10 protein-coding genes are annotated in these 12,573 nt (G+C 69.2%); 3 read left to right on the top strand and 7 right to left on the bottom strand.

Annotated features, from left to right (window positions below; all coding sequences use genetic code 11):
- Positions 1 to 280: 280 nt before the first annotated feature.
- Positions 281 to 1,489, bottom strand: a complete 1,209-nt coding sequence (locus ACQPWU_RS21820; protein WP_433442812.1) for an acyl-CoA dehydrogenase family protein — start codon at positions 1,487 to 1,489, stop codon at positions 281 to 283.
- 97 nt (positions 1,490 to 1,586) lie between these two features.
- Positions 1,587 to 2,783 (bottom strand): MFS transporter, encoded by a 1,197-nt coding sequence (locus ACQPWU_RS21815; RefSeq protein ID WP_433442810.1) that lies wholly within the window; start codon positions 2,781 to 2,783, stop codon positions 1,587 to 1,589.
- 86 nt (positions 2,784 to 2,869) lie between these two features.
- Here ACQPWU_RS21815 and ACQPWU_RS21810 point away from each other — a divergent pair, with 86 nt between their 5' ends.
- Positions 2,870 to 3,442 (top strand): TetR/AcrR family transcriptional regulator, encoded by a 573-nt coding sequence (locus ACQPWU_RS21810; RefSeq protein WP_433442808.1) that lies wholly within the window; start codon positions 2,870 to 2,872, stop codon positions 3,440 to 3,442.
- Positions 3,443 to 3,498: 56 nt separating this feature from the next.
- Here the strand turns inward: ACQPWU_RS21810 and ACQPWU_RS21805 are convergent, their stop codons facing one another.
- Both ACQPWU_RS21805 and ACQPWU_RS21800 read right to left on the bottom strand, forming a co-directional pair.
- Positions 3,499 to 4,425 (bottom strand): glucosyl-3-phosphoglycerate synthase, encoded by a 927-nt coding sequence (locus ACQPWU_RS21805; RefSeq protein ID WP_433442806.1) that lies wholly within the window; start codon positions 4,423 to 4,425, stop codon positions 3,499 to 3,501.
- Between the two features lie 32 nt (positions 4,426 to 4,457).
- Positions 4,458 to 5,930: a helix-turn-helix domain-containing protein gene (locus ACQPWU_RS21800; RefSeq protein ID WP_433442804.1), complete on the bottom strand. Its 1,473-nt coding sequence runs from the start codon at positions 5,928 to 5,930 to the stop codon at positions 4,458 to 4,460.
- 244 nt (positions 5,931 to 6,174) lie between these two features.
- On the opposite strand from ACQPWU_RS21800, the gene aceA reads away from it, so the two are divergent.
- The gene (gene aceA, locus ACQPWU_RS21795) at positions 6,175 to 7,461 is read left to right on the top strand and encodes an isocitrate lyase (RefSeq protein WP_433442802.1); all 1,287 of its coding nucleotides are present in this window, start codon (positions 6,175 to 6,177) and stop codon (positions 7,459 to 7,461) included.
- Positions 7,462 to 8,071: 610 nt separating this feature from the next.
- Here the strand turns inward: aceA and ACQPWU_RS21790 are convergent.
- From ACQPWU_RS21790 to ACQPWU_RS21780, 3 genes are all read right to left on the bottom strand, one after another.
- The gene (locus ACQPWU_RS21790) at positions 8,072 to 9,607 is read right to left on the bottom strand and encodes a protein kinase domain-containing protein (protein ID WP_433442800.1); all 1,536 of its coding nucleotides are present in this window, start codon (positions 9,605 to 9,607) and stop codon (positions 8,072 to 8,074) included.
- A gap of 366 nt (positions 9,608 to 9,973) precedes the next feature.
- Entirely contained in the window at positions 9,974 to 10,810 is an 837-nt protein-coding gene (locus ACQPWU_RS21785) for a siderophore-interacting protein (protein WP_433442798.1), read from the bottom strand.
- A gap of 100 nt (positions 10,811 to 10,910) precedes the next feature.
- Entirely contained in the window at positions 10,911 to 11,888 is a 978-nt protein-coding gene (locus ACQPWU_RS21780) for an alpha/beta hydrolase (RefSeq protein WP_433442796.1), read from the bottom strand.
- 104 nt (positions 11,889 to 11,992) lie between these two features.
- On the opposite strand from ACQPWU_RS21780, the gene ACQPWU_RS21775 reads away from it, so the two are divergent.
- Complete coding sequence (locus ACQPWU_RS21775) at positions 11,993 to 12,388, top strand: hypothetical protein (protein ID WP_433442794.1); 396 nt, start codon at positions 11,993 to 11,995, stop codon at positions 12,386 to 12,388.
- The last annotated feature ends 185 nt before the right edge of the window (positions 12,389 to 12,573 follow it).

Below are 12,573 nucleotides of genomic sequence, written 5' to 3'. Positions count from 1 at the left end.
GGCCCCCTTGCCTTGATCCAGGAAGGGAACCTGAGTGGTGTGTCCCTCAGCTCACATCACCCATCAGTGCGGGCCGGCCGGCTTCACTGTGACGATCACGACGTGCTGCCGGAATCGCACGAACGCGCCCGAACAGTGATCGACGAACGGTTCCGCCGCACACAGGAACCCACCGCATGATCACGGAACACAGTGTGATCATCAGGAACGCGACCCTATCGGCGATCAACCAGGCAGGGGCCCCCTTTTCATGTGCGTGGGGCGTGCACCTGCGAAAACGTCAACGCACGGGCAGGCCTGTCACCGCGCGGCCGATGATCAGCCGCTGGATCTCCGACGTGCCCTCGAAAATGGTGTAGATCTTGGCGTCCCGGTGGAAGCGCTCCGCCGGGTGCTCCCTGGTGTATCCGGCGCCGCCCAGGATCTGGATCGCCTGCTCCGTCACCCACACCGCCGTCTCCCCCGCCACCAGCTTCGACATCGACCCTTCCGCCTGCGTGAACTGGCGGCCGTTGCGCGCCATCCAAGCGGCGCGCCAGGTCAGCAGGCGGGCCACGTCCACCCGCGTGGCCATCTCGGCGAGGAGGAAGGCGATCGCCTGGTTCTCGCCGATCTTGCGGCCGAACTGCTCGCGCTCGCGGGCGTAGTCCCTGGCGTACTCGAAGGCCGCGCGGGCGATGCCCACGGCCATGGCGGCGACCGACGGGCGGGTGGTCTCGAACGTGCGCATCGCCGCCTGCTCGCCCGCACGCTCCCCATTGCGTACGCGCGCCAGCCGGGCATCCAGTTTGTCCTTGCCCCCGAGCAGGCAGGAGCCTGGTACGCGCACGCCGTCCAGGATCACCTCGGCCGTGTGGGAGGCGCGGATCCCGTGCTTGCGGAACTTCTGGCCCATGGACAGCCCGGGCGTGCCGGGCGGGATGACGAAGGACGCCTGGCCCCGGGTGCCGAGTGACGGCTCGACCGAGGCCACGACGACGTGGACGTCGGCGATGCCGCCGTTCGTGGCCCAGGTCTTGACGCCGTCCAGGACCCAGTCGCCCCGGTCGTGGACTGCGCGGGTGCGGATGGCGCCGATGTCGGAGCCGGCGTCCGGCTCGGAGGCGCAGAAGGCACCCAGCTTGATGTCGTTCTCCGTGCCGAACATCTGCGGCAGCCACTCCCCCATCTGCTCCGGGGTGCCGTTCGAGGCGAGGGCGGCGGCGGCCAGGCCGGTGCCGACGATGGCCAGGCCGATGCCCGCGTCGCCCCAGAAGATCTCCTCGAACGCCACGGGCAGCGCCAGCCCGCTCTCCTCGAACCACTGGGTGGCGAAGAAGTCCAGAGAGTACAGGCCGATCTCGGCCGCCTCTTGGATGACCGGCCAGGGAGTCTCCTCCCGCTCGTCCCATTCGGCGCCCGCCGGGCGGATCACGTCACGGGCGAACTCATGCACCCAGTCGCGTACCTCGACCACGTCATCGCTGAGCTCCGGGCAGAAGCCGGCCATGTGCGCACTCTCCTCGAATGGGTTACCGTTGGTAACACCTTACCGGCCGGTAGCCATGAGAAGGAATGCCCCATGGCCAACCCGGCCGGAGTTCACGTCAGGCGGCTTGCCTGGGCGACCTCGCGGAAGCCAGTACGGCCAGGGCCGCCAGCCCCATGCCGATCGCGAGGCCGTACATCATCGGAGTGAATCCCTCGAATGCGGCGGCCACCTGCGGTCCGACGCTGCCGCCGACCGCGAGAGCGAAGGAGAACAGCGACAGCGCTGTTCCCCGCGCCTGGCCGGCGCCGGCGGAGATGGCCTCGTTCATGCTGGGCAGGCCGCCGGCGATGGCGGCGACGTAGACGGCGAGCAGGACCACCAGCGCGGCCGCGCCGGTCAGCCCGACGGCCGCGAGCGCGAGGCCACCGGCCGCCAGGAACGCCGCGGCCCTGACCGTCGTGGGGATCCGGGCCAGCCAGGGCATGAGGAGGGGCACCAGGACGATCGAGGGGAGTCCGGCCGTTCGGAGCGTGAGCAGATCGGCGGACGACGTCACACCATAGATCTGCAAACCGGTGTAAACGGCTACGAAGCCCACCATCAACATGATCGTGGCGATGTACCGGAGCCCGAGAACGCGATGGAACAGCAGTCCCGGCACCGCCCGATAGACCGACAGCAGCGAGCCGGAGCCCTCACGCGGCAGGTCGGGCAGCATGATCGCCCGCACGCCCAGGAAAGCCAGCAGGAAACCGGCCGCCGACAGCAGGAAGAGCCCGCGCCAGCCGATCGTGTTCACCATCAATTGGGCGGCGACCTGGAGCACCACGGCCGAGGCGAGGAACGCGCCGGTCACCGCCGCGATCGCGACCACCCGCCGGCGCGGCTCGACCCGTTCCGCCAGGTACGCCATACCCGCGGGCGGGAACATCGCCACCGCCAATCCCTGCACGGCCCGCAACGCGAACGCCACCTCGGGGGACGGGCTCAACGCCACCGCCGCCGAGGTGACCGCGGCCAGCGGTAGTCCGATCATCAGCAACCTGCGACGCCCGTAGCGGTCGGACAGCGGGCCGAACACCAGGAAGCCGGCGCCGTACCCGATGCCGAACGCGGTCACCAGCCAGGTCAGCCCGCCCGGCGAGGCCCCCCAGCCGGTGGCCATGTCGTGCAGGAGCGGGATCACGACGTACAACTGGCCGCTGACCAGCACGGCGGTGAGGGTGAACGCCGTCATCGTGCGCCCGAACGGGGCGCGGGCCGGGGTGGTCGCCGCGAGGTGGGGCGGCGCGCAAGGAGTGGTTATTGCCATGTGCCGGGACGGTAGCCAACCAACTAGTTGGATGTCAACTGAACAGTTGGATTGCAACCAACTGGTTGGTGGCTATGATGAGCGGTATGGCACCCAAGGTCTCGACCGCCGCCACGCGCGCCGCCCTGCTGGAGGCCGCGCGGGAGGAGTTCGCCGCGTACGGCGTGGCGGGCGCCCGCGTGGATCGCATCGCCGAGCGCGCCGGCGTCAACAAGGAGCGCATCTACGGACATTTCGGCAGCAAGGAGAAGCTGTTCGACGCCGTCATCACGGAGGCGGTCGACGACCTGACCACGCAGATCGCTCTCCCCGGCGGCGATCCCGCGGACTACGTGGCCAAGCTGATGGACTACTACCACACCCATCCCGAGCTGGTGCGGCTGCTGATGTGGGAGGCGCTCAACTACCGCGGCCCGGACCTGCTGCCTGGGCAGGAGGCGCGGGTGGAGCGCTGTGGCCGCAAGACGCGCTCGCTGGCGGAGGGGCTGGGGGTGGAGCCCTCCGCGAGGGTGGCGCGGATGGTGTTCCTGCTGACGGGGCTGGCGTTGTTCCCGTCGATGATGCCGCAGCTCGGGCGCATCATCCTGGGTGATGCCGCGGCCGACCACGAGGCCATGCGGGACCAGATCACCGAGATCGTGGCGGCCGGCTTCAAGTAACGGCAGGCGGACACGGGCGCCACGCCGGCGAGGGGATGTGCGGCGGAGCCCCGACCTTACATGGTCAGGGTGATCATGGGTGGGCGTTCGCCTATCCCGATGTCGCGGAGCAGCACGTCGTGCCCGTCCAGCCCTCTGCGGAACTGCGTCAACCGTACCGAAGGCTCATGGCACGAATAGATCTTGCCCTGCCGTCGCAACCTCGACCAAGCAGCCAGCATGATCTGGGACGCCATCCCCCCGAGCGCCTCGGTCGACTGTGGGGAGTGCTCGCGCGACCCCAGGTCCACCTGCGCGAGCGCGTCCAGCCCGGCCAGCTCCAGCAGGTCGATCAGCAGCCCCAGCTCCACGCCGTACCCGGTGAGGAACGGCACCCGTTCCAGGGCCGAGCGGCGGCCGGCGTACTCACCGGCCAGGGGCTGGACGAAGCCGGCCAGTTGGGGCCAGTGGAGGTTGATCAGGGGGCGGGCCACGAGCTCCGTGACGCGGCCGCCTCCGTTGGAGGTGCCGTTCAACGGGCGGTCATAGCAGCCTTTCGAGTACACCACGGTGGGGTCCGCGAGGAGCGGCCCGAGCAGGCCAAATATCAGGGAAGCGCGAAATTTACGGATATCTGCGTCGGCGAACACCAGCACGTCCCCTGAGGTCACCGCCAGCGATTTCCACAGCGCCTCACCCTTGCCGTCCAGCGGCACGAGCTGCGGCAGGATCTCGTCCTGGGCATGCACGCAGGCCCCCGCCCGCGCGGCCACGAGCGCCGTGTCGTCGGAGGAACGCGAGTCGATCACCACGATCTCGTCAATGAGCCCGGCCAGCTCCCGCCGGATCACCCTGACGATCTCGCCCACGGTCTCCCGCTCGTCGCGGGCCGGAAGCACCACGCTCACCGTGGTCTTCCCCTTGGCGGCCTTCAGGTCCCGGAGCGGCCAGTCCGCGGCGGACGAAGTACGGCGCCGCAACCATCTTCGCACTTCAAAGAGCATGCGACACCTCCCCCGTATCCCCACATGTCAGCTTATGCGGTGGTGGCGTGCCGCTCCAGGAACGTATACACGTCGGCCTCGTCCACCCCCGGGAACGAGCCCGGCGGCAGCGCGGCCAGGACATGGGAGTTGGCGCGGGCGGACGGCCAGGCGTACCCCTCCCAGCGTTCGGCCAGGTCAGCGGGCGGGCGGCGGCAGCAGTCGCCGTTGGGGCAGTGGGATCTGGTGCGGTTGGTGGTCTCACGGCCCCTGAACCAGCGTGACTCCTTGTACGGCACCCCCAGCGTGATCGCGAAGTCCCGCTCGCGCGACGGATCCACGTGCGCCACGCAGAAATAGGTCCCGGTGGGCGAGTCGGAGTACTGGTAGAACACCGAGAACCGATCGGGCGAGGCGAACACCTGCCGCCCTGACCACTGCAGGCACATCCGCTGCCCCTCGATGGCCCCCTGCTCGTCGGCCGGGAAGACGATGCCGTCGTTCTCGTACGCCTTGTAGATGGTGCCGCCGGCGTCGTTGCGCACGAAGTGGCAAACGAGGCCGAGGTGGTGGGTGGCGAGGTTGGTGAAGCGGTGGGCGGCCATCTCGTACGAGACCGCGAACACGTCCCGCAGGTCCTCCACCGACAGCGCCCGGTCGGCCTTGGCCTCCTGGAGGTAGGGCGCGGCGGCCCGCTCGGGGACGAGGACGGCGGCGGCGAAGTAGTTCGCCTCGGTGCGCTGGCGCAGGAAGTCGGCGAAGTCACGCGGCTTGCCGTGGCCGAGCGCGAGGTGGCCGAGGGTCTGGAGCAGGATCGTGCGCGGGGTGTGCATGCCGAGCTGCTCGTGTTTGACGTAGATGCGGCGGTTGCGGAGGTCTGTGATGGAACGTACGGACCGGGGCAGGTCTTGCGCGGTGTGCACGGTGTAGCCGAAATGCGTGACCAGGCTCTGGATCGTGCTCTGCGAGAGGGCACCCGTGCGGTAGCCGACCGCGTCGAGCGCCTTGGCGGCGTCCTGCTCGATCTCGCCGAAGTAGTTGCCCACCTCACGCTGCCTGCGCCGCAGCTCGGCGTTGGCGGCCCTGGCCTCCTCCGGGGTGGCGGTGCCGCGAGCCTGCCTGGCACGCAGCTCGCCGTACAGGCCGAGGAGGTGTTCGAGCACGTCGTTCGGCACGCGCGCGGAGACCTTCAGGCGCGGCAGCCCGAGCCCGGCGTAGATGGGGTCGCGCTGCGCCTCCTCCAGCGCGATCTCGAGCTGGGCGCGGCGGTTGGGCGCCTGGCGACGCAGCAGTTCCTCGACGGGCACGCCCAGGGCGGCGGCCAGCGCCTTGAGCAGCGAGAGCTTGGGCTCGCGCTTGCCGTTCTCCAGCAGCGACAGCTGGCTGGGCGCTCTGCTGACGCGCGAGCCGAGGTCCGACAGGGTGAGGCCGCGCTGTTTGCGCAGGTGGCGTAGGCGCTGACCAAACGCGATCAGATCAAGCTCCTGCGTCAAAGACAGCGGTTCTTCACCTAGCAAGGGCGCCATGCAGGCATCTTAGGCAGAAATTCGGCCCTTTTTCTAGCCTCAACGCCAACCCCTGGGACAGGGGGTGCGTCACTCGGATTGGTCTAGGCCAACGGGAAAACTATGGATTTCTTCACAGCTGAATACCCACGAGTAATGCCTGTTTTGGAAACTTGCACGATTCTTCTCCCAGCTATCGACTATTGACCGGCCCTGCCGGGGCACAGACTCGGCGTGAGCCCCAGGGGACGAAAAGGAGCGAACAATGATCGATCGCCTCAAGGGAGCTGCTGAGCAGCTGCAGGACGAATGGGACAGCGACCCTCGCTGGGAGGGCGTCGAGCGCACGTACCGCGCCGAAGACGTGATCAGGTTGCGCGGCAGCGTGCAGGAGGAGCACACGCTGGCCCGGCTGGGTGCCGAGCGGCTGTGGGACCTGCTGCACATCGAGGACTACGTGAACGCCCTCGGCGCGCTGACCGGCAACCAGGCGGTCCAGCAGGTGAAGGCGGGTCTGAAGGCGATCTACCTGTCCGGCTGGCAGGTCGCCGCGGACGCGAACCTGGGCGGGCAGACGTACCCGGACCAGAGCCTGTATCCGGCCAACTCCGTCCCCGCCGTCGTGCGCCGCATCAACAACGCGCTGCTGCGCGCCGACCAGATCACCTGGTCGGAGGGCGACTTCGACACCCCGTACTGGCTGGCGCCCATCGTGGCCGACGCCGAGGCCGGCTTCGGCGGGGTGCTGAACGCGTTCGAGCTCATGAAGGGCATGATCGCGGCAGGCGCCGCGGGCGTGCACTGGGAGGACCAGCTCGCCTCGGAGAAGAAGTGCGGCCACCTGGGCGGCAAGGTGCTCATCCCGACCGGCCAGCACATCAAGACCCTGAACGCCGCCCGCCTCGCCGCGGACGTCGCCGGAGTCCCGACGCTGATCATCGCGCGGACCGACGCACAGGCCGCGACGCTCCTGACCAGCGACGTGGACCCGCGCGACCAGGAGTTCGCCACCGGCGAGCGCACCGCGGAGGGCTTCTACCGGGTCAGGAACGGGCTGCAGGCCTGCATCGCCCGCGGCCTGGCGTACGCGCCGTACTCCGACCTGCTCTGGATGGAGACCGGCACACCCGACCTGGACGTGGCCCGCGAGTTCGCCGAGGCGATCAAGGCCGAGTATCCCGACCAGATGCTCGCCTACAACTGCTCGCCGTCGTTCAACTGGAAGAAGCACCTGGACGACTCCACCATCGCCAAGTTCCAGCGGGAGCTGGGGCACATGGGGTACAAGTTCCAGTTCATCACGCTCGCCGGGTTCCACTCGCTGAACTACGGCATGTTCGACCTGGCCCAGGGGTACGCGGCCGAGGGCATGTCGGCGTACGTGGAGCTGCAGGAGGCCGAGTTCGCCGCCGAGTCGCGCGGCTACACGGCCACCCGGCACCAGCGTGAGGTCGGGACCGGCTACTTCGACCTGGTCAGCACGGCCGTCGCTCCCGACTCCTCGACGGTCGCACTGCGCGGCTCAACCGAAGAAGAGCAGTTCGAGCACTAGTTTCCGACTCGCCGGCCACCTCCAGGGCATGGGATGGTTCACCGGCGAACGGGCCGCGCCAGTCCCCCCAGCCTGGCGCGGCCCGTCTCACTTCATGATCGACAGGCCATATCGATGTCTTTCCGCGAGTTCCGAGGCCGGGCAGGGCCCTGAACTTCACGACCGGCGCGAGGTGATATCTCATGATCAAGACACGCACTGCTCTGGCTACGTGCGCGATGGCGATCTCAGTTCTTGCCTTCCCTGCGGTGGCATCAGCTGAGCCCGCAAGCGCCGAGCCTGCGACTCAGCAGGCCGTCACCGAAACGGCCGCTTACGTGATTCCGTGCGGCCATGGAAGGCATTCCGCCGAGTGCCGCGCCCGGCACGGCCGCAGCCACCACAGAGGCGATACCGATCTCGAAGAGCAGAGCCCCGCCACTGGCCAGGTATGCACCAGCGGCAGTGTAGTCGGCTGCTGAGGCGGTGCCGGTTGATGCCGAGCGGCCGTCGTCAACCCGGGCGGGCAGCTCCAGGTGTGCGGCGTGACCGTCTGTCTCGGCTAAGCCCGGACGGCGGGTCCTTCCGTCACGCTTAGGGAAGCCTGGACACTGGCACCCGATCGACCTAACTAAGATCCAGTAGCCGTAGGCGTCTCCGAGACGGACACGGAGGGGTCCGGCGACTCGCCGGGCCCGTCCTGGGGGATCGTGGAGATGGAGCCCGACGGCTGTGGGCAGCTCCGCCTGGCCGCGTTTCCCCTCCTCCTGCTCGCCGGGTTCGCGCACTCGCCCGGATCGTCGCCCCCGGGGTCGTCAGGGCCGCTCGTGTTCGGCGGCTGAAACGTGTTCTTGCGCTCGGGCGAAGGGTCGAGCAGGGCGGACGGACTCTTCGTGCGCCTGTGGGAGACGGACTCCGTGGGCGTGGACGTGGTTGTCACAGGCGCCGTCACCCCGGCCCGTGTGGGCGGGAGGGCGCCGGTGGGCGTGGCAGAGGGGCGGACGGTGGATTCGGCGCTGCCATGGGGCTGCACGACCGGCGGGTTGGCGGGCAGCAGTGAGCCTCCCCCGATGCTCATCCCGTCGCCGCCCGCCGCCGCGATCACCGTGATGGCCGCGATGGAGACCGTGGCGAGGGCGGCGAAACTGGCGTGCGACAGGTGCGCCCCCGTATTCCTCCTGCGTCTACGCGAACCGGAACGCTCCACACCAGCTTCCGGTACGCCGGACGGGCCGGAACCGGTGTCGCCGGGCGGCCCCGCCAGGCGTACCCTCCCTCCCCCGGGCGGATAGGGCACCGGCGTCCAGATCTCCTCCAATACCCCGGCCACCGCCTGCCGCAGATCCCAGGGCTCACCGACGCCTCCGGCGGCCAGCAGCACCCGCAGCAGATCTGCGGACCTGGGGCGGTCGGCGGGATCCTTGGCCAGCGCGGCCTCGACGGCGGGCCGGAGCATGGCGGGCACGCCCGCGACCCGCGGCGGGTCGAACAGGATGCGCCGGGTCAGGACATCAGCCTCGCCGCCGCCGAACGGGTGATGCCCCGCCGCGGCGAACGCCACCAGGCACCCCCACGCGAACACGTCCGACGCGGGCACCGCGGGGCCGCCCGTCAGCCGCTCCGGCGCCACCCATCCGGGACTGCCCATGACCTGCCCAGCCTGCGTGTGCGCGGCCAGCGTGTCGACGTCGCGCGCGATGCCGAAGTCGATGACACGCGGCCCCCGCGTGGACAGCAGCACGTTGCCCGGTTTGAGGTCACGATGGACCAGCCCGGCCTCGTGCACCGCCACCAGGGCCGCGGCCACGCCCAGCGCAACGCCGTACGCGAGGTCGGGCGTGAGCGGTCCCTTGGCCCCGACGACCTGGGAGAGCGCCGGGCCCGGGATGTACTCGGTGACCAGGTAGGGGCGGTCCTTGTCGGTGCCGTCCTCCACGACCGCCGCCGTGCAGAACGGCACCAATCTTCGCGAGAAAGCCACTTCCTCGGCGAAGCGCGCGCGTAACGTGGCATCGTTGAGATGCACCGCATGCGGCGTCTTGAGTGCGACCAGGCCACCCTGAGGGTGTTCGGCCAGATAGACCACTCCCATCCCGCCCGTGCCGAGGCGGCCGAGGAGCAGGTATCGGCCGATGATGACCGGGTCGCCCACCGTAAGCGGTCGCACGCCAGGAGGCATGTCACTTGCACCACGCGCCATCCGGTTTTCGCCTCTCCTGATCAGGGTCACGGCAAAGCACACTGTGACCGGATCCGCGGAGGCTTTCCGCATGTCTGCCATAAGGGGTATTGGAGGTAAGGCGGTCATTCCTTCGGGGTAAGTAAGGGCTGTGGTTCGACGGTCTGAAGTGGTGTTTCGGCTCTGGCGTGCCGGACGAGAATGATCACGTTCAGTACGGCGAGCGTCACGAAGAGCCTCACCGCCGGAGCCGTAACGTGCCCTCACCCGCGACCGCTTCACGGCCCAACTACCCGAGGCGGTACGCGGCCCATGGAGCCCGCCCGCTGACGGGTGGGCCGCCGCGTACCCGACCTAGGAGGCGAGCGCCGCCTCTTCCTCGGCTTCGACCTGCTGGTTCCAGTCGCGCTTGATCGCGCGCCACCCCTCGTCGTCGGCCCCGGTCCGCCAATATCCGGAAATCGACAGCCGATCCATCCCGATCCCCCGGTCGAGCCGCAGGTGGCGGCGGAGTTCCTTGACGAACCCCGCCTCCCCGTGCACGAACGCGCACACCTCTCCCTCGGGGAACTCCAGAGCCCGCACCGCCTCCACGAGCCTCTCGCCCACGGGACGGTCGCCACGGTGGACCCACGTGACCCGCGCGTCGGCGGCCGTCTCGAGCTTCTGCTCGTCCTCGGGCGCGTCCACCTCCACCAGCACGTGCGCAAGGGTGCCCTCCGCCAGCTCCTCCAGCGAGGCCGCGATGGCCGGCAGCGCGCTCTCGTCGCCCACCAGGAGGTGCCAGTCGGCCGCGGGGTCGGGGGCGTACCCGCCGCCGGGGCCGAGCATGAGCAGGACGTCGCCGGGAACGGCCCGGTCGGCCCACGGTCCGGCCAGCCCCTCGTCGCCGTGCACCACGAAGTCGAGGGTGAGCTCACGGCTGTCGGGGTCCCAGGCGCGGACGGTGTAGGTCCGCAGCCGCGGCCAGTGCTCGCGCGGCATCGTCTCGCGGCAGGTCTTCACGCTGAACGGCTCGGGATATTTCACCCCTTCGTACGGAAAGACCAGCTTGACGTAGTGGTCCGTCAACCCCGAGGTGGCGAAGTCGGCCAGCCCGTCGCCTCCGACGACGACGCGGACCATGTTCCGCGAGAGCCGCTCGGTCCGCAGGACGACGCCCCGATGATGATCCGTGGGCTTCTCAGCCATCAATCAGGCCCCCTGACTCAAAGTTAGGTATACCTAACCTTACACTTTCCCTGAGATGCAAGCGTACGCCGATCTTCACAAAAGGGGCAGTGGTAAATCTTCACGCCGCCGCGATGTCCCCGGTGGACGCGCGCCGAGCGGCCACCGCGCGCAGAAAATCGGACATATGCCGGAACGCCAGCCGGGCCTCGGGCAGCACGTCCGCCAGGATCGGGAAGACGTGCGGCATGTGTTTCCACTCCTCGTACCGGACCTGGACCCCGGCCAGCCGCGCCCGTTCGGCCACTCTCCTGGCCTCATCACGCAGCACCTCGGTCGACCCGGTCACGATCATGAGCGGCGGCAGCCCCGTGAAGTCCCCCAGCACCGGGGAGACGAGCGGATCGCGCGGGTCGAGGCCGGAGGTCCATCGGCGCGCCAGCCACCGCACCCGGCCGGCCGGGAGCATGGGGTCCTGCCAGCGGTTCGCGCGGCGCGGGAAGTCGGTCAGGTCGGCCCATGGCGAGAGGCAGATCGCGGCCCCCGGCATCGGGAGCTTCCCGTCGCGCAGCGCCAGCAACGTCGCCAGCGTGAGGTGGCCGCCCGCCGAGTCCCCCGCCAAGATGATGTCCTCAGGCGCGTAGCCCCGTCCCAGCACGCAGTCGTACGCGTCCAGCGAGTCGGCCAGCGAGTCCGCAAGCTGGTGCACCGGCCCCTGCCGGTAGTCGAGCGCCAGCACCGGCCGCTTGGCCGCCACCGACAGCCGCCACGTGATGGACCGATGGGTACGCGGCGAGCACGAGAAATAGCCGCCGCCGTGGAAATACAGCACCACCTTGCCCTCGTCGAGCCCCGGCCCGCCCCGCACCCACTCGCCCTCGCACGCCGAGAACGCCTCCGGCTCGACGGTGACGTGCTCGGGCTGAGGCACCCGGACCAGCCGCCCGATGTCACCGAGCCGGGCGGCGCAGGCCAGGGCGAAAGGATGGCGCATGAGTAGCGTTGAGGCCGGCTTCAGAGTGCCGTGCATCAGGCCGATCAGCGCGCGGGCCTGCCAGCTCAACGGGTACTCGGGAGCCACGTCCCTGTCGATCCGCATATTGACCCTCCGCTGAACTCCTTCCCCCAACGAGATCGTCCTACCGGCCAGTAAGTATCTCATCGCTTACGTGGATATTTCGGCGCTGTGACACGCTGTCGTTCATGGCCGGATATTCGGGCACACCGCTGCCGCGCAAGCTCGGCATCAAACCGGGGCACAACGTGCTCGCCCTCGGCGCCCCCGACGGTCTCGACCTGGGCGAGCCCGCCGCCGAGGTCCACCGGACCCCGGCCGCCGGCCCGTACGACGTCATAATGGTCTTCTGCCCCGACAGCGCCACACTTCACCAGGCGTTCCCAGCCGTCATGGCCCTCTTGGCCAAGAACGGCGGGCCGTGGGTCTGCTGGCCGAAGCGTTCCAGCAAGGTGCCCACGGACCTCTCCGAGAACCCCATCCGCGACTACGGCCTGTCCACGGGCCTGGTGGACAACAAGGTCGCCGCCGTCGACGCCACCTGGTCGGGCCTGCGCTTCGTCTACCGCCTCACGGACCGCTGACGTTTATTGCGTTGCAGGGCCCATGGCCCTCGTCGCATAATTCCGTGCTCCCCATCGGCAGACCCGTGCGCGGGTCCGGACACGGCTGGTAACCGTGTCATCACCCCCCGGAGGTGCAAAACCATACCGCTCTATGCCCGGCTCGTCCGGTACGGCTTCCGCAAGCACGCCACCTACGTCTGGGC

Source organism: Nonomuraea sp. CA-141351 (genome assembly GCF_050944675.1).
Lineage (GTDB): Bacteria > Actinomycetota > Actinomycetes > Streptosporangiales > Streptosporangiaceae > Nonomuraea.
Note: the sequence above shows the minus strand (reverse complement) of the source record. Positions and strands in the feature narration are given on the sequence as shown.